General features: G+C 62.2%; 18 protein-coding genes. 15 read left to right on the plus strand and 3 right to left on the minus strand.

The window, feature by feature from the left end; genetic code table 11:
* Positions 1 to 380 precede the first annotated feature (380 nt).
* Both IF654_RS07870 and IF654_RS07875 read left to right on the plus strand, forming a co-directional pair.
* Positions 381 to 1,760 (plus strand): glutamine synthetase family protein, encoded by a 1,380-nt coding sequence (locus tag IF654_RS07870; protein ID WP_047282626.1) that lies wholly within the window; start codon positions 381 to 383, stop codon positions 1,758 to 1,760.
* A gap of 221 nt (positions 1,761 to 1,981) precedes the next feature.
* Complete coding sequence (locus tag IF654_RS07875; protein WP_047274107.1) at positions 1,982 to 2,617, plus strand: class I SAM-dependent methyltransferase; 636 nt, start codon at positions 1,982 to 1,984, stop codon at positions 2,615 to 2,617.
* Here IF654_RS07875 and ampC read toward each other — a convergent pair.
* On the minus strand, positions 2,614 to 3,762 hold the full coding sequence (gene ampC, locus IF654_RS07880; RefSeq protein WP_047282625.1) for a class C beta-lactamase: 1,149 nt from the start codon (positions 3,760 to 3,762) through the stop codon (positions 2,614 to 2,616). The two genes, IF654_RS07875 and ampC, sit on opposite strands and share 4 nt — an antisense overlap.
* A 296-nt stretch (positions 3,763 to 4,058) precedes the next feature.
* On the opposite strand from ampC, the gene rnd reads away from it, so the two are divergent.
* The 3 genes from rnd to IF654_RS07895 all read left to right on the plus strand — a co-directional run bounded on the left by rnd (position 4,059) and on the right by IF654_RS07895 (position 6,542).
* The gene (gene rnd, locus IF654_RS07885) at positions 4,059 to 5,192 is read left to right on the plus strand and encodes a ribonuclease D (RefSeq protein WP_047274110.1); all 1,134 of its coding nucleotides are present in this window, start codon (positions 4,059 to 4,061) and stop codon (positions 5,190 to 5,192) included.
* Entirely contained in the window at positions 5,189 to 5,482 is a 294-nt protein-coding gene (locus IF654_RS07890) for a YcgL domain-containing protein (protein WP_047274112.1), read from the plus strand. The genes rnd and IF654_RS07890 overlap by 4 nt, the downstream gene beginning before the upstream one ends.
* 127 nt (positions 5,483 to 5,609) lie before the next feature.
* The gene (locus IF654_RS07895) at positions 5,610 to 6,542 is read left to right on the plus strand and encodes a D-2-hydroxyacid dehydrogenase (RefSeq protein ID WP_047277872.1); all 933 of its coding nucleotides are present in this window, start codon (positions 5,610 to 5,612) and stop codon (positions 6,540 to 6,542) included.
* Between the two features lie 91 nt (positions 6,543 to 6,633).
* Here the strand turns inward: IF654_RS07895 and IF654_RS07900 are convergent, their stop codons facing one another.
* Positions 6,634 to 7,227 carry a nitroreductase family protein gene (locus IF654_RS07900; RefSeq protein WP_047277809.1) on the minus strand — a complete coding sequence of 198 codons (594 nt, stop codon included), beginning with the start codon at positions 7,225 to 7,227 and terminating at the stop codon, positions 6,634 to 6,636.
* Positions 7,228 to 7,381: 154 nt separating this feature from the next.
* Between IF654_RS07900 and IF654_RS07905 the strand changes: the two genes are divergently transcribed.
* From IF654_RS07905 to IF654_RS07940, 8 genes are all read left to right on the plus strand, one after another.
* On the plus strand, positions 7,382 to 7,831 hold the full coding sequence (locus IF654_RS07905) for a YcgN family cysteine cluster protein (RefSeq protein WP_047274118.1): 450 nt from the start codon (positions 7,382 to 7,384) through the stop codon (positions 7,829 to 7,831).
* A gap of 27 nt (positions 7,832 to 7,858) precedes the next feature.
* Positions 7,859 to 9,091, plus strand: a complete 1,233-nt coding sequence (locus IF654_RS07910) for a hypothetical protein (RefSeq protein ID WP_047277808.1) — start codon at positions 7,859 to 7,861, stop codon at positions 9,089 to 9,091.
* Between the two features lie 168 nt (positions 9,092 to 9,259).
* Complete coding sequence (kdpF, locus tag IF654_RS07915) at positions 9,260 to 9,349, plus strand: K(+)-transporting ATPase subunit F (protein WP_047274123.1); 90 nt, start codon at positions 9,260 to 9,262, stop codon at positions 9,347 to 9,349.
* A gap of 8 nt (positions 9,350 to 9,357) precedes the next feature.
* Positions 9,358 to 11,052: a potassium-transporting ATPase subunit KdpA gene (gene kdpA / locus IF654_RS07920; RefSeq protein ID WP_194862609.1), complete on the plus strand. Its 1,695-nt coding sequence runs from the start codon at positions 9,358 to 9,360 to the stop codon at positions 11,050 to 11,052.
* Positions 11,053 to 11,062: 10 nt separating this feature from the next.
* Positions 11,063 to 13,135 carry a potassium-transporting ATPase subunit KdpB gene (gene kdpB, locus IF654_RS07925; protein WP_083334008.1) on the plus strand — a complete coding sequence of 691 codons (2,073 nt, stop codon included), beginning with the start codon at positions 11,063 to 11,065 and terminating at the stop codon, positions 13,133 to 13,135.
* Between the two features lie 18 nt (positions 13,136 to 13,153).
* Positions 13,154 to 13,705, plus strand: a complete 552-nt coding sequence (gene kdpC / locus IF654_RS07930) for a potassium-transporting ATPase subunit KdpC (RefSeq protein ID WP_047277802.1) — start codon at positions 13,154 to 13,156, stop codon at positions 13,703 to 13,705.
* Between the two features lie 74 nt (positions 13,706 to 13,779).
* Positions 13,780 to 16,446: a sensor histidine kinase gene (locus IF654_RS07935; protein ID WP_047277801.1), complete on the plus strand. Its 2,667-nt coding sequence runs from the start codon at positions 13,780 to 13,782 to the stop codon at positions 16,444 to 16,446.
* Positions 16,447 to 16,482: 36 nt separating this feature from the next.
* Entirely contained in the window at positions 16,483 to 17,172 is a 690-nt protein-coding gene (locus IF654_RS07940) for a response regulator (protein ID WP_047282622.1), read from the plus strand.
* Here IF654_RS07940 and IF654_RS07945 read toward each other — a convergent pair.
* A complete protein-coding gene (locus IF654_RS07945) occupies positions 17,169 to 18,209 on the minus strand; it encodes a patatin-like phospholipase family protein (RefSeq protein ID WP_047281712.1) in 1,041 nt (346 codons plus the stop codon). The genes IF654_RS07940 and IF654_RS07945 overlap by 4 nt on opposite strands.
* A 154-nt stretch (positions 18,210 to 18,363) precedes the next feature.
* Here IF654_RS07945 and IF654_RS07950 point away from each other — a divergent pair, with 154 nt between their 5' ends.
* Positions 18,364 to 18,642 (plus strand): hypothetical protein, encoded by a 279-nt coding sequence (locus tag IF654_RS07950; RefSeq protein ID WP_047274136.1) that lies wholly within the window; start codon positions 18,364 to 18,366, stop codon positions 18,640 to 18,642.
* Between the two features lie 26 nt (positions 18,643 to 18,668).
* Positions 18,669 to 19,436, plus strand: coding sequence for a CHAD domain-containing protein (locus IF654_RS07955; RefSeq protein ID WP_047281713.1), 768 nt, complete (start codon positions 18,669 to 18,671; stop codon positions 19,434 to 19,436).
* Positions 19,437 to 19,492 lie beyond the last annotated feature (56 nt).

A 19,492-nucleotide genomic window follows, 5' to 3' on the forward strand; every position in this document is an offset into this window, starting at 1 on the left:
AGGTGTGTGGCATCGCATCGCTATCACGTGCGTTCAAATGTTTAGCGGTTGGCCACTCAAAGGTTGATAAGTCTGTATTTAAGCGGGCTGCGGCGCATGGGAGGCTGCGTGTTCTTTTTCGGCAATGGTTGCAGGTATGAGGCTTGGCCTTGTAGAGATTCAACGCGTGAAGCTGTCAGGCATTTACGCGCCTGCAGGACGGCCGCTTCGTGGTTATCTTCCCTGTGCCACCCTTGATCGGTGTGATCTGCCGTGCGAACTGGCGTTTTGGGCCTTGTTTCACTGCCGTCATGCGCGCCCCCCGGATACCCCTTGTGTTGGCTGATGTTGATCAACCGCGCATTTGCGCGCCTGTCTGATACGCCTATACGAGTCTTCCCATGAGTGCCACGACCCTGTTTGCGCCGTTACAAGAAGCGTTGGATTTTCTGCAATCGCACCCGCATATCGAGATGTTTGAGTTGTTCATCCTCGACAACAACGGCGTGCCCCGCGGCAAGTTGCTGCACCGCGATGAACTGTTGGCGGTTTATGAAAGCGGTCGGCCGCTGCCGAGCACCATTCTGGGCCTGAGCATCAATGGCGACGATGTGGAAAATACCGGGCTGGTCTGGGACGTGGGCGACATCGACTGCCGCGCCTACCCGTTGAGTGGCAGCCTGCAACCGATGCCGTGGCGCCAGATACCGATGGCAGCGGTGCAAGTCAGCATGCACCCCGAGCAAGGCATGCCCGCCACCGTGGCCGACCCACGTCATCTGCTGGTCAAGGTGATCGACGGGCTAAAGGCCGACGGCTATTACCCGGTGATGGCGGCGGAGCTGGAGTTTTACTTGCTCGACCAAAAGCGCGACAGCCAGGGCCGGCCGCAACCGGCGCGTGATGCCGACGGCCAGCGACCGCGTGCGACGCAGGTCTACGGGTTGCGTGAACTGGAGCAAATCGAGCCGTTTCTGGCCGATCTGTACAGTGCCTGCAGACTGCAAGGCATTCCGGCGCGCACCGCCATTTCCGAATACGCACCGGGGCAAGTGGAAATCACCCTTGAACACCGCGCCGACGCGTTGCAGGCGATGGACGAAGCGGTGCGCTACAAGCGACTGGTCAAGGGCGTGGCGCACAAGCACGGGATGGCTGCGTGTTTTATGGCCAAGCCGTTTGACGATCTGGCCGGGACGGGCATGCACATGCACGTCAGCCTGGCCGACAAGGACGGCAACAACCTGTTCGCCAGTGAAGCGCCCGAAGGCACGCCGCTGCTCAAACAGGCGGTGGGCGGCATGCTCAGCACGCTGCTCGACTCACTGCTGATGTTTTGCCCGAATGCCAACTCTTATCGACGCTTTCAGAGCAACAGCTACGCGCCGCTGGCCGCGACGTGGGGCGTGGACAATCGCACGGTGAGCCTGCGGGTGCCGGGCGGCCCGGCTTTTTCGCGGCATATCGAGCACCGGATTTGCGGCGCCGATGCCAATCCGTATTTGGCCGCGGCGGCCATTCTGGCCGGTATTCATCGTGGTATTCGAGAGCAGCGTGATCCGGGCGCTCCGGTCCAAGGCAATGGTTACGCACAGGCCGCCGAGCAACTGCCCACCGACTGGTTGACAACCTTGCGTGCCCTGGAACGCTCTGACTGGGCCAAAGAAGCGTTCGGCCCTGCGTTTGTGAAGGTGTACCTGGCGGTCAAAAACGCGGAATACCGCCAGTTCATGGGCGAAGTGGGCGAGCAGGACTGGCGCTGGTATTTGCAGCACGCGTGAGCTTGCCGCGACAGGGTGGAGTGAGCGGGCGCAATGGACCTGTCACCCTGGCCACGAGGCCACCTTCCCCGGCGACTGGGCCATGGATGGCTAAACGCCATGTTCCTGTGAGGGCAGGCGTTTAACCGCCACGAAGGTTTTCATCCTTTCCTGACAATTTTTTCACTGCTGGCCCGCTAACCTCCTTGGCGAATAACTTCATACACAAGAGTTCGCGGGCCATGTCATCGCAGCCACCTTCTACCATCGAGCTTGAATTCGCTGAACGCTATGACCGCGAGCATGCTCAGGTATGCCGCGAAGTGCGGCCTGAAGGTGTGCTCCGGCGTCTGGCCATGTGGCGGGAGCAGTCGCTGATTCGGCGCGCGCTCAAAGTGGCGGGCGAGCCAGGGCTGGTGCTGGACCTGGCGTGCGGTGCCGGGCGTTTCTGGCCGTTGTTGGCCGAGCATGGCAACCGGGTGATTCTGGCCGCCGATCCGTCTCAGGGCATGCTCGATCACGCCCGAACCCACCATTCGACGGGCTTGCTGGCGCGTGTCACCTTGTTTAAAAGCTCGGTGTTTACCATCGATATGCCTGAAAACGCCGTGGACTGCATTTTTTGCATGCAGCTGTTTCACCATGTGCGTGACAGCGAGCACCGTCTGGCGATCTTGCGCGAATTGCACCGGGTCAGCCGTGACACGTTGATCCTGTCGCTGTTCATTAAACCCTCGCAAAATCCGCAGCGCATCTGGGTGACCAAGGACGCAATCGAAGCCCAGTTTTCACAGGCGGGTTTCAGCGTGCTCAAACAATACGATGTGCTGCCCGGCCACACGGCGGGCAGCATTTTCGTGTTGCGCAAAGGCAGTTAATTCAACGCCTCGAAAAGCGCATGAGCCAATTTCACCCGGGCTTCGTTCGGGTAATTTTTGTTCGCAAGGATGACCACGGCCTGCTTTTTGGCGGGCACGAACGCGATGTAGCCACCGAATCCATTGGTTGAGCCGGTCTTGTTGATCCAGCTGTCTGCGCGCGGGGCCAGCGGTGGATTCAAGGCCTCAACCGGTTGAGTGTCGTAGGCCATGGCGTTCGAATTGCCCTCGGTCAGTGCAGCCAATGTGACCGGGTAGGGGTATTGCTCCCACACCAGGTCCTGGGTCATGGGCCCGGCCCGGAAGTAACCGGTATGGGTGGTGTCCAGGGCGCGGCGAAGGGGAGGGCTGACCTGGCCAAGACCTGCATTCAGCTCGGCGAAATGGATCAGGTCGCGCGCCGAAGTTTTGAGGCCGTAGGCTTCGTCCGCCAATACGCCTGCCCCTAAACGTACGGGCGCATCCTCTTTGTTGTATCCCTGAGCGTAGCGGTGCATCTCGCTGTCAGGGATCTGCAGATAGCTGCTTTTCATCCCCAATGCTGGCAGCAAATGGTCTTGCATGGCCTCGGTGTAGGGCATGCTCATGCGTTTGGCGGCGATCACCCCCAGCATGCCGATGCTGGGGTTGGCATAGTTGCGCTGGGTGCCCTGCGGGTACGTCGGTTGCCAGGCTTTGAGGTAGTCCATGAGTTGTGCATCGTTTTGAACCTCATCGGGCACCTGCAACGGAAATCCGCCGCCCGTGTGAGTGGCCAGGCCGATCAGCGTTACGTTGCCGAACGGGGTGTTGCGTAATTCGGGCAGGTACGTGCTCACCGTTTTAGTGAGTGACAGTTGCCCATTGGCCTGAGCGTAAGTGGCCAGGGTCGCGGTCAGGGTTTTGCTGATGGAGCCCACTTCGAACAGCGTGTCGGCGGTCACCGGGGTGGCCGTCAATTTTGAGGCGACACCGAAGGTGAAGAACTGCTGCTTACCTTCGACGCTGACGGCGATGGCCAGGCCGGGCACGTTGTACTGCTGCATCACCGCCTGGGCGGCCTCTTGCACGGTGCTGTCCAGGCTGGCAGACATCGCGGGCAGGCTTAGGGCGCATAAACCGGACAGTGAAAAGGCAGTGGCAGTGCGTTTAAACAGCTGGCGCATGAGGGCGTCCTTCTGGTCGATGTGGGAACAGGGCCGATGGTGCCGGGTGCAGGGTACGGCCTTGTCACTGAATGTTTCTTGAAGACGGAGTCGCGTTGCGTTTGATCACAGGTGTGAGCGTGCTGCTAACGCTGTTCGAAGCCCGAGCCGGGTGAAAATACACATTTAACCGGCGCATGTGTTGAAGGTAGAGGCCCGAATTTGTGTAGGTTTTTTCGTCGACAAGTTTGTCAGTCAATCGCCGGAAATGCCTGATGCCGATATATACTGCGCGCCATTCTTCAAGGGAGAGCCGTGTGGCCATCGATATTCACTGGATCCGCGACAACGATAGCCTCGGCCAACATTGCGCCCAATGGCAGCACTTGCCGTTTGTAGCCCTCGACACCGAATTCATGCGGGTCGACACCTTTTACCCCATTGCCGGTTTGATTCAGATCGGCGACGGGGAGCGGGCCTACCTGATTGACCCGCTGACCATCGACAACTGGCAGCCGCTGGCAGCCCTGCTGGAAAACCCGGCCGTGGTCAAAGTGCTGCACGCGTGCAGCGAGGACCTTGAGGTGCTGTTGCGCTTGACCGGCAGCTTGCCCGCGCCATTGTTTGACACCCAGTTGGCAGCCGCCTACCTGAACCTGGGGTTCTCGATGGGCTATTCGCGTCTGGTCAAGGAAGTGCTCGACCTGGACCTGCCCAAAGGCGAAACCCGCTCTGATTGGCTGCAACGTCCACTGTCCGAAACGCAGATCAGCTACGCCGCCGAAGATGCTCAACATCTGGCGGAAGTGTATGTGCTGTTGCGTCCGCGGTTGTCGCCCGAAAAGTACAACTGGGTGCTCGAAGACGGTGCTGAGCTGGTCGCCAACCTGCGCCGCGAAGTGGACCCGAACGAGGTGTACCGCGAGGCCAAGCTGGCGTGGAAGTTGTCCCGCGATCAGTTGGCGGTCTTGCGTGAAATCTGCGCCTGGCGTGAGCGTGAAGCCCGCGCCCGTGACCTGCCGCGCAACCGGATCGTGCGTGAACATGCGTTGTGGCCATTGGCCAAAACCCAGCCCGACAACCTGGTTTCGCTGGCACGCATCGAAGACATGCACCCGCGCACTGTGCGTCAGGACGGCGAGTTTTTACTCGACCTGATCAAGCGTGCAGGCAGCCTGCCACCGGAGCAGTGGCCGCCTGCCGTGCCCGAGCCGTTGCCGGTAGAAGCCGCGGCGCTGATCAAACGCCTGCGGGCGGTGGGCCAGGTGTATGCCGAACAACTGAACATGGCGCCCGAGCTGATGCTGCGCAAGAAAACCCTGGAAGCGCTGGTCAAGAGCGGCTTCCCCAATGGGCCTTATCAATTACCGGACTCACTGCGCGGATGGCGCCGTGAGCTGATGGGTCAGGCGCTGCTCGACAGCCTGGCCACTGCTGGAGAACCGTCTTGAAACGTATTTGCTCTATTTACCGCAGCACCAAGCGCAACGAAATGTACTTGTACGTGCTCAAGGCTGATGCCCTGGAGCGCGTGCCGGAACCTTTGATGGCGGCATTTGGCAAAGCCATTCACGCGTTCGATCTGGTGCTGACCCCCGAGCGCAAGCTGTCGCGCGAAGACATCGCCGTGGTGCTGGAGAACCTTGAGAAACAGGGTTATCACCTGCAGATGCCACCGGCCGAAGACGAATACATCGAGCACTTGCCTGAAGAGCTGTTGCGTCGCAACGACCCGATGTAACGACCTGATCCGGGTGCCCGGCAGAGGGCACCTGTCCTGAGTGGATTCAAATGCATTGGCGGTGCCCCCATTCGACGCGTTAACCCGCGACGGCGGCCGCTGGCAGCGTTTTAAAAAGGTTACGAGCATGCGCGTTCTGATTGCCGAACATGACCACCCCCTTTACACACGCCTGCTGCAAGCGGCCGCGCCTGAACTGGAGGTGTTGACCAGTGGCGACTCGGCGCAGCTGTCGCGTCTGGCGGCCGATTGCCCGGTATGGCTGGGCCAGCCTGATCTGCTGGCCACGCTGATGCGTCAGGGGCATCAGCCACAATGGCTGCAATCGACCTGGGCGGGCATCACGCCGCTGTTGGCCGGCGGCTTGCAGCGCAACTACCGCCTGACCCGTGCCGTGGGCATTTTCGGTCAGGTCATGGCCGAATACGTGCTGACGTACATCCTCGGTCACGAGCGTGAAGTCATGGCGCGGCTGGTCAGTCAGGTGGAGCGCAAATGGGACAACCGCATGGGCCAGAGCCTGGTCGGGCGCAAGGTGCTGATCGTCGGCGCCGGCGACATTGGCCAGACCGTGGCGCAGTTTCTGCAACCGTTTGGCGTGGAGCTGTATGCCATCGCCCGCACCGCCCGTGAGCAGGCGCCCTTCAAGGAAGTCGGCACGCTGGAGGATTTGCCGCGCCTGGTAGGGGCGGTGGATTACGTGGTGAACCTGTTGCCCAACACGCCGGACACCCACGACCTGTACGATGCTGAACTGTTTGCACAATTCAATCCGACCGGGGTGTTCATCAATGCCGGGCGCGGCGTCGCCGTGGTGGATGCGGACTTGGTTGAAGCATTGCGGGTCGGCCATATTGCCGCCGCCGTGATTGACGTGTGCCGGCAGGAGCCATTGCCCGCCAAGCATCCATTCTGGACCGCCTGGGGCCTGTTGTTGACCGGCCACAGTTCGGCGCCGACGTCACCGTCGTTGATGGTGCAACTGTTTGTCGACAACCTGCGTGCGTTTCAGGCGGGGCAGCCGATGCGTGGCGAAGTGGATTTCGCACGCGGCTATTAACAAGACTGGGGTCGCTGCCGGACAACGCGAGGCTGCGAGCTTTCAAGGGCCAGGTCGAAAGCTCGCGGTTTGCGGCAGCGACAGGCCGCGCTTAGAGGCTGAAATCACCTTCAGCGACTAATTTGCTCAGCGGCTCACGCTGGCTGGGCACTTCCTTGGCTTGCAGGTAATCGACCAGCGTCGCTTTGTCCCCCAGCTTGCCGATTGCCACCATGGCTTGCACGGCATAGCCTTCCGGGATCTTCAGCTCTTTGTGCGCGCGCTCGTAATCGAGCCCGCTCATGCCGTGGGTATGCCAGCCGCTCAGGTGAGCTTGCAAGGCCAGATGGCCCCAGGCTGCGCCGGTATCGAACGCGTTAGTCGGTGACGGTTTTTCTTCGGTGGTGCCCGGAGCGGCAAAGGTGGTTTTCGACACAATCACCACCAGCGCGGCGGCGTGTTTAGCCCAGCCCTGGTTGAATTCCACCAGCAGGTTCAGGTAGCGATCAAACGCCGGGGTGCCGCGCAGCGCGAACAGAAAGCGCCAAGGCTGCGAGTTGTAAGCCGAAGGCGCCCAGCGTGCGGCTTCAAAAAAGCTCATGAGGGTCGGTGTGTCGAGGGTGGCATCGGTGAAAGCACGGGGCGACCAGCGCTGGGTGAATTGCTCGTGAATGGCGTGATCGGCGATGCGGGTATTAGCAGTCATTCTTGATACCTGAGTTGATTTTCGCGGTTCAGCGTAGGCGCAAAGCTACTGTTATGCCATCTGGCTGACAAGTCTGACGACAAGCGCTTGGCCCGCGGGGCCTTGGGCACTAGACTGGCGGCCTTTTCCATTCCCCGATGTTGATGTTTGAGCCATGGCCGCAAAAGTTGAACCGTTCTGGATCCGCAAAACCCTCGATCAACTGGATCAGGAGGAATGGGAGTCGCTGTGCGACGGTTGCGGCTTGTGCTGCCTGCAAAAGCTCGAAGATGAAGACGACAACAGCGTCTACTACACGCGCATTGCCTGCAAACTGCTCGACCTGAAAACCTGCCGGTGCACGGACTACCCGAATCGACGTGATTCTGTCCCGGACTGCATTCAACTGTCGCCGGGCAAGGCGGAGGAATTCAAATGGCTGCCGCCCACCTGTGGCTACCGGCTGGTCAGCGAACGCAAGGACCTGCCGCTGTGGCACCCCTTGGTGTGTGGTGATCCGGACGCCGTGCACCACGAGCGCATCTCGCAATCGGGGCGCATGCTGGCCGAAGGCAGCGTGCCGGAAGAAGACTGGGAAGATCATCTGATTTTCCGCGCCGGTTAATCGCCGGAGCGGTCGCAAGGAGTGTGTATGCCGCTGCGTTACCGAATCCCCCTGGGGCTGCTGATGGCACTGCTCGGCAGTCCGCTGTGGGCCGCGCAAAAAGTCAATCTGGATTACCACGTGCGCCTGATGCCGCAAACCGGCCAGGCCGACGTGCGCCTGACGCTGGCTGAAGGCTCAGCCGTGCGCAGCCTGGATTTCGACCTTGGCGCACCCGGCAGCTACAGCGATTTCAAGGCCGATGGCGGCTGGCAGCTCACCCCCGACCCGCAGCACAGCCGTGGGGTGTGGCATCCCGCGTCAGGCACCGCCACGCTGAGCTACCGGGTTCGCCTCAATCACCCCTTTAAAAACGGCAGTTTCGACACCTATGCCACGGCCAAGTGGGCGTTGTTCCGGGGCGAGCAACTGGTGCCGCCTGCCAGCCTCGACCAGCAAGACGGTACCGAGCTGGTGTCACGGCTGACGTTCGCCTTGCCCGAAGGCTGGAAAAGTGTCGAAACCGCGTGGCCGCGCATCGGCAAAAACCGTTTCCGCATTGACGATGTTTCGCGTTTGTTTGATCGGCCAACCGGGTGGATGCTGGCGGGCACGCTGGGCAGCCGGCGCACCACGCTGGGCGAAACCGAGGTCACCGTTGCCGCACCGCAAGGACAGGGCATGCGGCGCATGGACGTCCTGACGCTGCTGACCTTCGTCTGGCCGCAGGTGCAAGCGGTGTTCCCGCGCAACCCGCCCAAGTTGCTGATCGTCGGGGCCGGCAGCCCGATGTGGAAAGGCGCCAGCGCCGACCGCAACTCCATTTACCTGAGCAGCGCGTTGCCGATGGTCAGCGAATCCGGCAGCAGCCCGTTGTTGCGCGAATTGGTGCAACTGTTCAGTGGCATCAAGGTAGAACCGGGCCATGACTGGATCAGCCAAGGGTTGAGCGAGTATTACGCCATCGAACTGATGCGCCGCGCAGGCGGGATGAGCGACGAGCGGTATCAGACCTTGCAGCACAAGCTCAATGCGACTGGCAAAGGCGTGACGCGGATGCGCGGCGCGCAGGCCAATCCGGCGGCGGTGGCGCGTGCGGTGACGCTGTTGCAGGCGCTGGACCGCGAAATCCGTCTGCAAACCCATAGCAAGCGTTCGCTGGACGATGTGAGCCAAGCGTTAATGCGCATGGACAAGGTCAATACCCAATCGTTTATCCAGCTGAGCGAAAGCGTGCTGGGCGGCGCGTCCGAAGTGCTGGACACCCCCCTGCTGCGCTGACCGCTCGGCTTACTGTCGTGGCAGATCCGGCAGCCGCGACAGATCTGCCGTGATGGTTTTCTTTACGGCCTCTTTACGCCCTCGCATCCCCCTCGATCTCGATCCTTTACGCCCCTGAACCCCACACTTTCCCCACACGCGGCAATCGCCGCTTTGGGGAGCACGTCGATGGGCATTCTGGATGGGGTGTCGCTGCTGTTGGCAGTGGGGCTGTTCGTTTATCTGCTGGTGGCGCTGTTGCGCGCTGATCGGAATTAGGAGCGGGTATGCACAGTTATGACTATGGGCTGTTGCTGGCCTTTTTCGCGTTGGTGTTGCTGCCTGCGCCCTGGCTGGGACGTTTTTATTACAAGGTCATGGAAGGCCAGCGCACCTGGTTGACGCCGGTGTTCGGGCCGGTCGAGAAGGTCTGTTACCGGGTGGCCGGGGTCGATCCGGGCGATGAGCACACTTGGCAGAAGTACACGCTGGCGTTGCTGGCGTTCAACCTCGCAGGGTTTGTGTTGCTGTTTGCGATTTTGCTGTTGCAACAGTATTTGCCACTCAACCCGCAGCAGTTGCCGGGTCAGGAGTGGACGCAGGCGTTCAACACCGCTGTGAGTTTTGTCACCAACACCAACTGGCAGAGCTACAGCGGCGAAGCGACCCTCAGTTACTTCAGCCAGATGGCGGGCCTGACCGTGCAGAACTTCGTCAGTGCGGCGACCGGCCTGGCGGTCTTGGTTGCCTTGTGCCGTGGCATCAGCCGCCGGTCCGCCCGCACGCTGGGCAATTTCTGGGTCGACATGACCCGCGCCACGCTCTACGGCCTGCTGCCGCTGTGCCTGGTGCTGGCGCTGTTGCTGGTGTGGCAGGGCGTGCCGCAAACCCTGGCGCACTATGTTCACGCGCTGACCCTGGAGGGCGTGGATCAGGTCATCCCGCTAGGGCCGGCCGCGAGTCAGATTGCGATCAAGCAACTGGGCACCAATGGCGGGGGCTTTTTCGGGGTCAACTCGGCGCACCCGTTCGAGAACCCCACGGCCTGGAGCAACCTGTTTGAAGTGGCGTCGATCATCCTGATTCCCGTGGCGCTGGTGTTCACCTTCGGCCATTACGTCAAGGACCTGCGCCAAAGCCGCGCCATCATCGCCTGCATGCTGGCGTTGTTCCTGATCGGCGGCGGCACTGCGTTGTACGCAGAGTCTCAACCCAACCCTGCGCTCAACAGCCCGCTGGTTGAACACACCGCACCGCTGGAGGGCAAGGAAGTGCGTTTTGGCACCACCGCCACGGTGCTGTGGACCGAGACCACCACCGCGGCCTCTAACGGGTCGGTCAATGGCATGCATGACAGCCTCAACCCGCTGAGCGGGATGGTGGCGATGGTCAACATGATGGTCGGTGAAGTGATCTTTGGTGGTGTGGGCGCCGGACTCTACGGCATGTTGCTGAACGTATTGATTGCTGTGTTCCTGGCCGGTTTGATGATTGGCCGAACCCCCGAGTACCTGGGCAAAAAACTGCAAGCCAAAGAGGTGCAACTGCTGGTGGTCACGCTGCTGGTGATGCCGGTGGGCGTGCTGGTGCTCAGCGCGTTGGCGACCAGTTTGCCGAGCGCCGTGGCGTCGGTGAGCAACCCCGGTGCCCATGGCTTCAGTCAAGTGCTGTACGCCTTTACCTCGGCCAGTGCCAACAACGGGTCGGCGTTTGCCGGGCTCAATGCCAACACGCCGTTTTATAACCTGATGTTGGGGTTGGGCATGTTGATCGGCCGTTTCGGCTACATCCTGCCGGTGCTGGCGCTGGCCGGAAGCCTGGCGATGAAGAAAACCGCCCCCGTGGGGCAGGACAGCTTTCCCGCCCACGGCCCGCTGTTTGTGGTGCTGCTGACCATGACCATCGTGCTGGTGGGCGGGTTGACCTTCTTGCCGACACTGGCCCTTGGCCCCATCGCTGAACAACTGATTCCGGGTTTCTGAGGACACGATGATGAGCATGCCAGCTCCTGTTAAAACCCTGACGCCTGCGCCTGACACCCAGGCGCCTGCGTCACCGAAAACCGCGTTTGCCGACCTGTGGCGTCCGGCGTTGTTACACGCATTCGTCAAGCTCGACCCGCGTCAGCTCAAGCGCTCGCCGGTGATGCTGGTGGTGGAACTGACGGCGGTCTTCACCACGATCTTGTGCGTGTTGCCCGACCCTGTGGTGTCCACCGGCGTAGCGCTGCAAATCGCCGTGTGGTTGTGGTTTACCGTGCTGTTTGCCAACTTCGCCGAAGCCCTGGCCGAGGGGCGGGGCAAGGCGCGGGCTGACAGCCTGAAAGCAGGCAGCGTGGGGTTGAGTGCGCGCCGCCGCACGGCCAACGGCAGCTTTGAAGTGGTGCCAGCCACGCGCTTGCGCAAAGGCGATGTGGTGCGTGTCGAAGCCGGTGAGATGATCCCCGGTGACGGTGAGGTGATTGAAGGCATTGCCGCAGTCAACGAAGCGGCGATCACCGGCGAGTCTGCCCCGGTGATTCGCGAGTCGGGCGGTGATCGTTCGGCCGTCACAGGCAATACGCGGCTGGTGTCGGACTGGCTGTTGGTACAGATCAGCGCCAACCCCGGCGAGTCGACACTGGACCGCATGATCGCGCTGGTCGAAGGCGCCAAACGCCAGAAAACGCCCAACGAAGTGGCGCTGGATATTCTGCTGATCGGCCTGACCCTGATCTTTCTGATCGTGGTCGTGACCTTGCAGCCCTTCGCCTATTTTGCGGGTGGCAGTCTGCCGTTGGTGTTTCTGGTCGCGCTGTTGGTGACGCTGATCCCGACCACCATCGGTGGCTTGCTGTCGGCCATCGGCATTGCCGGTATGGACCGGCTGGTGCGCCTGAACGTGATTGCCAAGTCCGGCCGTGCGGTGGAGGCCGCCGGTGACGTGCACGTGTTGATGCTGGACAAGACCGGCACCATCACCTTCGGCAATCGCCGCTGCACGGCGCTGTATGCCGCCCCCGGCGTGACCGCGATGGAGCTGGCTCAGGGCGCGCTGTTGGCGTCGCTGGCGGACGAGACGGCGGAGGGCAAGTCGATTGTCGAGTTCATCCGTGGCCTGCACGCGCTGCCAGAGCCTGAGGCGCACGCAATCACAGCGGTGCCGTTCACGGCTGAAACGCGGCTCTCGGGTGTCGATTACAACGACCGGGTGTACCGCAAGGGCGCCGTGGATTCGGTGCTGGCCTTTATCGGCCTGAAACGCGATGAAGTCGCCCCGGCCTTGTCCCGTGAAATCGACAAAATTGCCCAGAGTGGCGGCACGCCGTTGTTGGTGTGCGTGCAAGGCAAGCTGTTCGGCGTGATTCACCTCAAGGACGTGGTTAAGCCCGGCATCCGCGAGCGTTTTGCCGAACTGCGCAAGCTGGGGATCCGCACGGTCATGGTGACCGGCGACAACCCGCTGACCGCCGCGGCGATTGCGGCCGAGGCGGGGGTCGATGATGTGTTGGCAGAAGCCACGCCGGAGAAAAAACTGGCGCGCATCCGCCAGGAGCAGAACGACGGCCGTCTGGTGGCGATGTGCGGCGACGGCGCCAACGACGCACCGGCGCTGGCACAGGCCGACGTGGGCATGGCCATGAACGATGGCACCCAGGCGGCCCGCGAAGCCGCCAACATGGTCGACCTCGACAGCGACCCCACCAAGTTGCTGGATGTGGTGCAGATCGGTAAAGAGTTGCTGGTGACCCGGGGCGCGCTGACCACGTTCTCGATTGCCAACGACGTGGCCAAGTATTTCGCCATCCTGCCAGCGCTGTTTGCCACGATTTACCCGCAACTGGGGGTGCTCAACGTGATGCACCTCAACAGCCCGCAAAGCGCCATCCTGTCCGCGATTGTGTTTAACGCGCTGATTATCGTGGTGCTGATCCCGCTGGCCTTGCGCGGCGTGCGGGTGCAGGCGGCGAGTGCCGCGCAACTGCTGCGTCGCAACCTGCTGATTTACGGGCTGGGCGGGCTGGTGGTGCCGTTTGTGGGCATCAAGCTGATCGACATGCTGCTCACGGCGCTGCATCTGGTTTAACCCGAGGAGGAACGCAACATGGCTACTCTTTTACGTCCGGCCCTGAGCCTGATGGTGCTGTTGACGGCCATCACCGGGGTGATCTACCCGCTGACCGTGACCGGGATCGCGCAACTGGCGTTTCCCGATCAGGCCAATGGCAGCCTGGTGCGCGATGCCGACGGCAGCGTGCGCGGTTCGCAGTTGATCGCCCAGGCCTTCACCGGCGAACAATGGTTTCACTCGCGGCCCTCGGCCGGGGCCTACGCCACGGTGTCGAGCGCGGCCAGCAACCTGGCGCCCAGCAACCCGGCGCTGGCGGCGCGGGTCAAGGACAGCGCCGCCGAATGGGCCGTGCCCGAACAGGGGCCAGTGCCGCTGGCAATGCTGACGACATCCGCCAGCGGGCTGGATCCGCACTTGCCACCTGAGGCAATACGCTATCAACTGCCACGTGTGGCTGCGGCCCGAGGCTTGCCGGTGCAAACGGTCGAGCACTTGCTGCAGGCGCACATCGAGCAGCCGTGGGTTGGGCCGCCGGTGGTGAACGTGCTGAACCTGAACCGGGCGCTGGCCCAGCTCACACCCTGAGCCATCTGCCGCCGTTGTCGCTGCCGCCTGTTGCGGCAGCGACCGCGTTGATCTCCATTTGAATAGGTAAAGACATGACAGATTCCGGTCGCGCCGATGCGTTGTTAGCGGATTTGCCTCGGGCTGGCCGTGGCCGGCTCAAGGTGTTTCTGGGCGCGGCCCCGGGCGTGGGCAAGACCTACGCCATGCTTCAGGCAGCCCACACCCAGGTGCGTCAGGGTGTCCGGGTGCTGGTCGGGGTGGTGGAAACCCATGGCCGCGCCGAAACCCAGGCCCTGCTCAACGGCCTGGCGCAACAGCCTTTGGTGCGCTCGCAATACCGGGGCGTGCAGCTTGAAGAAATGGACCTGGATGGCCTGCTGCACGCCCGGCCCGCATTGGTGCTGGTGGACGAATTGGCCCACAGCAACGCGCCCGGCAGTCGCCACGCCAAACGCTGGCAGGACGTGCAGGAATTGCTGGCCGCCGGGATAGATGTCTACACCACGGTCAACGTCCAGCATCTGGAAAGCCTCAACGATCAGGTGCGCGGCATCACCGGGGTGCACGTGCGCGAAACCCTGCCGGACTGGATCGTGCAGGAAGCCTATGAACTGTTGCTGATCGACCTGCCGCCCCGCGAACTGCTGGAGCGGCTGCGCGATGGCAAAGTGTATGTGCCCGAACAGGCCCGCGCGGCCATCGATGCCTTTTTCACCCAGACCAACCTCAATGCCCTGCGCGAATTGGCCATGCAGACCGCGGCGGTGTATGTCGATGATGAGCTGGACAAAGGCTATCGCCAGTTGGGTCAGGCTGCCCCGGCGTTGCGCGGGCGGTTGCTGGTGGGCATTGATGGCGATGCGCAGGCCGAGCGGCTGGTGCGTCACGCCAGCCGGGTTGCCGAGCGCCGGCATTTGCCATGGAGTCTGGTACACGTGGACAACGGCAGTGCGCGGGACGAGCAGTCGCGGTTGCGCCTGCAAAGCGCGCAGCAATTGGCTGAGCGTCTAGGGGGCGAGGTGGTGTTGCTGCGCGCGGGCGAAGTGGCGAAAACCCTGATTCAGCACGCCGCCGAGCGCCGCGCCAGCCTGCTACTGGTGGGCCAGTCACGGCCGAACTGGCGCAGGAAATGCTTCGGCGGCGGGCTGGCATCTCGCTTGTTGCGCGATGCCCACGGGCTGGAAATCAATGTGCTCGATAACGAGCAGGCACCGGATGCCACGCCGCGTCGGCGCGTGGGGTCGCTGGTGTGGTTCGACTACGGTCTGGCGCTGCTGGCGACCGTGCTGGCCAGTGCGTTGGCCTGGGGGGTGTCGAGCGTGCTGGCGCTGCCCAATATTTCGATGGTGTTTCTGGCGGCCGTGCTGCTGGTGGCGGTGCGCAGCAGCCTGGGACCTGCGCTGGCCTGTGCAGCGATGTCCTTTTTGACCTATGACTTTTTATTCATCCCGCCGAACTTCTCGTTCAGTATCCAGCGCGAAGAAGACGTGCTGACGCTGGTGTTCTTCCTGCTCATGGCCGCCTTGACCGGCAACCTCGCGGCCCGTCAGCGCCGCCAGTTGCAGGCGCTGCGCGAGACCCAGCAAGAGACCAGCGAGCTGTTGGACCTGTCGCGCAAACTGACCGCTGCCACCGACCGCAAAGCGGTGGTCAACGCCGCCGCCCAGCATTTGAGCGGCTGGAAAGAACTCAACCTGTGCCTGCTCAACCGTGATGGCAGCGGCGGCTGGACCGTGGAAACCGGAGGGCCGTTGACCTTCAACGAGGCCGAGCGCGCGGCGGCCGACTGGGCCTGGAATCACGAGCAACCGGCGGGCAAAGGCACCGGCACTTTACCGATGGGCCGTTGGTGGTGGTGGCCGTTGACGGTGGACGACGGTCCATTGGCCCTGCTGGGCGTCAGCCCGAAAGAAGGCCAGAGCTTGACCGGTCAGCGGCGGCGCCTGCTGATGGCCCTCAGCCAACCATTGGCACAGGCGCTGGCCCGCGCGCAATTGGCCCAGGACCTTGAAGCCGCCCGCCTGCATGGCGAAACCGAACAATTGCGCAGCGCCTTGCTGGCCTCCGTGTCCCACGACCTGCGCACCCCGCTGACCACCATGCGCGGCAGTATCGACACGCTGCTTGCGCTGGGCGAGGCGATCCCGCTGGAGGACCGGCGCGAGTTGCTGGAGGGCACCCGTGACGAGGCCGAGCGCCTGGACCGCTACATCCAGAACCTGCTGGACATGACCCGTCTGGGGCATGGGGCCTTGAAGCTGGCGCGGGACTGGGTGTCGCCGACGGACATCGTCGCCAGTGCGTTGAACCGGCTACGGGCGGTGCTCGCGCCGTTGCAGGTGCAGGTCGACGTGGCGCCGCAATTGCCGCTGTTACACATTCACGCGGCGTTGATCGAGCAGGCACTGGTCAACGTCCTGGAAAACGCCGCACGCTTTTCACCGCCCCATGGCGTGCTGCAACTGGTGGCCGGGGCCGATCAACAGGAGCTGTGGTTTGCCGTGAGCGATCAGGGGCCCGGTATCCCGGAAGAAGACCGGGCGAAGATTTTCGACATGTTTTACACCGCTGCTCGCGGCGACCGGGGCGGGCAGGGCACGGGGCTGGGGCTGGCGATCTGTCAGGGCATGGTCGGCGCCCATGGCGGGCGCATCAGTGTGGGCGAGGGCATCGGCGGGCGCGGCACGTGCATCACCTTGCACTTGCCGCTGCCTGAACAGCCGCTGCCGGAAGGGGAAGAGCCGCCCCGTGAAGCCTGATATTCTGCGCGCCTCTTTGCACGGTGAACCCACGCCATGAGCCAACCCACCACCGTTTTGGTCATTGATGACGAACCGCAGATCCGCAAGTTTTTGCGCATCAGCCTGGTGTCCCAGGGGTATCAGGTGCTCGAAGCGGCCACGGGCGCCGACGGCTTGAGTCTGGCCGCGCTGCAAAAACCGGATCTGCTGGTGCTCGACCTCGGCCTGCCGGACATGGACGGCCAGCACGTGCTGCGCGAGTTTCGCGAATGGTCAGGGGTGCCGGTGCTGGTGCTTTCGGTGCGGGCCAGCGAAGCGCAAAAGGTCGAAGCGCTGGATGGCGGCGCCAATGACTACGTGACCAAACCCTTCGGCATTCAGGAGTTTCTGGCGCGCATCCGTGCGTTGTTGCGTCAGGCTCCGGCGGGCGAGGTGCAGCAGGCCGCCGTGGCCGTGGGGCCCTTGACCGTGGACCTGGCCTATCGCCGTGTATTGCTGGACGGCGTCGAAGTCGCCCTGACGCGCAAGGAATATGCCGTGCTGGCGCAGTTGGCGCGCCATCCGGGTCGGGTCATCACCCAGCAGCAACTGCTCAAGGATATTTGGGGCCCGACCCATGTCGAGAACAGCCATTACTTGCGCATTGTGGTCGGTCATTTGCGGCAAAAGCTGGCCGATGACCCGACCCGCCCGCGCTTTATCCTGACCGAACCGGGCGTGGGGTATCGCTTGCTGGACGCTTAGGGGGTTTCACTCTCATAGCGGTCCAGGGTGTCGCTGGCAATCTCGCGGCCCAAGGCGATCAATTCGGGCGCCTTGTAAAACTCGAAAAACCGGCACACCCGCTTGGGCACGTTAATCAGAATGTCGGGCGGATAACCGGCGATCTTGTATTGCGCCAGTGATGTCTGCATGACTTCGAAGCTCTGGTTGATCAAATCCAGCAGCGACGCCGGGCCGACGTTGTCGATGATGAATGAACCAGAAGCGGATTTGGGCGCGCCTTCTTGGGTCGGGGCGGCGGCCGGTTGCTGGCCGTCGGGGCGCGACGATTCAATCCAGGGATTGGGCGGGGTATCCGGGGCAGGCGTGAGCAGCGCTTGCTCCAGCTCCAGCAGGTCGTTTGCATGTTTATTGCGAAAGGGGATGTGTGAGCCGAGGGAGTTCATCAGGTTGTCGAAACGGCTTTTGAACGCCGGGGCACGTTGAATGACGGGCAACTGGTAGCCGTTTTGGTGGGTGGAGTTCAGGTTGACAGCGATGATCAGGTCGCAATGGCTGGAGACCACTGGCACGATGGGCAGCGGGTTGAGCAGGCCGCCGTCGACCAGCATGCGGTTGCCCTGCATCACCGGGGTAAACAGGCTGGGAATCGCCGCCGAGGCCCGCATTGCCTGATGCAGACAGCCTTCCTGAAACCAAATTTCCTGTTGGTGGGTCAGGTCAGTGGCCACGGCGGTGTAGGGGATACGCAAGTCTTCGATGTTGATCTCGCCAACGATGTTGCGAATTTGACCGAACACTTTTTCCCCCCGAATGGCGCCCAGGCGAAAGCTAACGTCCACCAGCCGCAACACATCGAGATAGTCCAGGCTTTGAATCCAGTCGCGGTACAGATCCAGCTTGCCAGCCGCGTAAATGCCCCCCACCACGGCCCCCATCGAGCAACCGGCAATGCAGGCGATGTCGTAGCCACGGCGTTCGAGTTCCTCAATGACGCCAATGTGGGCGTACCCTCGGGCGCCACCCGAGCCCAGCACCAATGCAACGCGCTTTTTCATGAATCAATCCTTGGCCAGTGAGGTGCTAACAATGCAATGCCTTTTCCTGAATGGGCAAGCTAGTCTTGCAAAGACGGCGCGCCGGGGCAGGGCACTTTCTACCTGCTTTTGCGTCTTAGCCTCTAATTAACATTAATTGTTTGAGGGTATGTCCATGAAAGCTCTGATCTGTGTGCCGTTGATGGCGTTGATGCTGGCCGGTTGTGCGGGCAAAACGGCCTACCGTGACAGTTGCGCGACGCAGCTGGATGCCGCCTGGCACGAGCTGGACCTGGCCAAGGCCGAAGGGTTTGCAGGCACGATCAGCTATTCCAAGGCCCTGTCGTTGTTGACCGGGGCTAAAACTCAACAACAGTTCGAAGCGTTTGAAGGCTGCTCGAAAAAAGCCGAGAAAGCGCGTTTTTATATTCGTGAGTCACGCGCGGGTCGTTAAACCGGTGCGGGACGGGGAGGGGAAGGATGTCTGAATGGGTTGACAAGATTGTGGCGAACATTGTGCGTCTGGAGGTCAGGTTGCTGGCCTGTCAGGCGCGCTTGCAGGCCGAAACCGACCCCGAAGCCTTGCATGATTTGCGCACCACGGTGCGCCGTCTGCGCAGCCTACTAAGACCGCTGCGGGGATTGCCGGGGGTGGTGCAGCTGGAAATGGCGGCCTCACAGGTGGGTGCTCTGACTACGCCGCTGCGTGATTTGGAAGTGCTGGCGGCGTATTTGCAGCAACAGGGGCACGCGCAACTGGCTGAACGTCGGTTGTCGCAACTGGCGGGCAGCTATGTCGCCGTGGCCGAAAGCGCGCAGTTGGCGCAACTGCTGATGATCCTTGACGTCTTCCCACGGTTTCTGCGGGCCGCCCAGCGTGAAGGGTTGCTGCGCGGGTTGCGCCCGCGCATCGAAAAGGTGCTTGAAAAACAGTGGCAGACCCTACAAAAGGCGCTGAATGACCCCGGCCATGACCGGCACCGTGTGCGTTTGCTGATTAAACGCGTGCGCTATGCCGCCGAGGCCTACCCCGAACTGGATCGCTTGCCGCCGAGGGTGCTGGTACGCCTTAAAGAGGCGCAAAAAGCCCTGGGCGACTGGCACGATGCCTGGCAATGGTTGTTGCAGGCCGAGCAGCAGCCGGACTTGCAGCCCTGTGTCGAGGGCTGGCGTGACACCCTGGCCCTTGGTGAACAGGACGCCGACCGCGCGTTGATCAAGTTGAGCGCGGCCTGTTTTCACTCATGATTTGGCCGAATCAAGCGCTGTGCTGCCTGCGGCGGGTGCGTAGTATCTGCGTCTGA

Source organism: Pseudomonas lundensis (assembly GCF_015377145.2).
Taxonomy (GTDB): domain Bacteria; phylum Pseudomonadota; class Gammaproteobacteria; order Pseudomonadales; family Pseudomonadaceae; genus Aquipseudomonas; species Aquipseudomonas lundensis.

Coding starts and splice junctions, on each gene's coding strand:
- IF654_RS07870 (WP_047282626.1), top strand. CDS start 381: ATGAGTGCCACGACCCTGTTTGCGCCGTTACAAGAAGCGTTGGATTTT.
- kdpC (WP_047277802.1), top strand. CDS start 13,154: ATGGCTACTCTTTTACGTCCGGCCCTGAGCCTGATGGTGCTGTTGACG.
- IF654_RS07895 (WP_047277872.1), top strand. CDS start 5,610: ATGCGCGTTCTGATTGCCGAACATGACCACCCCCTTTACACACGCCTG.
- IF654_RS07940 (WP_047282622.1), top strand. CDS start 16,483: ATGAGCCAACCCACCACCGTTTTGGTCATTGATGACGAACCGCAGATC.
- IF654_RS07905 (WP_047274118.1), top strand. CDS start 7,382: ATGGCCGCAAAAGTTGAACCGTTCTGGATCCGCAAAACCCTCGATCAA.
- IF654_RS07875 (WP_047274107.1), top strand. CDS start 1,982: ATGTCATCGCAGCCACCTTCTACCATCGAGCTTGAATTCGCTGAACGC.
- IF654_RS07900 (WP_047277809.1), bottom strand. CDS start 7,227: ATGACTGCTAATACCCGCATCGCCGATCACGCCATTCACGAGCAATTC.
- IF654_RS07910 (WP_047277808.1), top strand. CDS start 7,859: ATGCCGCTGCGTTACCGAATCCCCCTGGGGCTGCTGATGGCACTGCTC.
- kdpF (WP_047274123.1), top strand. CDS start 9,260: ATGGGCATTCTGGATGGGGTGTCGCTGCTGTTGGCAGTGGGGCTGTTC.
- ampC (WP_047282625.1), bottom strand. CDS start 3,762: ATGCGCCAGCTGTTTAAACGCACTGCCACTGCCTTTTCACTGTCCGGT.
- IF654_RS07945 (WP_047281712.1), bottom strand. CDS start 18,209: ATGAAAAAGCGCGTTGCATTGGTGCTGGGCTCGGGTGGCGCCCGAGGG.
- IF654_RS07955 (WP_047281713.1), top strand. CDS start 18,669: ATGTCTGAATGGGTTGACAAGATTGTGGCGAACATTGTGCGTCTGGAG.
- kdpB (WP_083334008.1), top strand. CDS start 11,063: ATGAGCATGCCAGCTCCTGTTAAAACCCTGACGCCTGCGCCTGACACC.
- kdpA (WP_194862609.1), top strand. CDS start 9,358: ATGCACAGTTATGACTATGGGCTGTTGCTGGCCTTTTTCGCGTTGGTG.
- IF654_RS07935 (WP_047277801.1), top strand. CDS start 13,780: ATGACAGATTCCGGTCGCGCCGATGCGTTGTTAGCGGATTTGCCTCGG.
- IF654_RS07950 (WP_047274136.1), top strand. CDS start 18,364: ATGAAAGCTCTGATCTGTGTGCCGTTGATGGCGTTGATGCTGGCCGGT.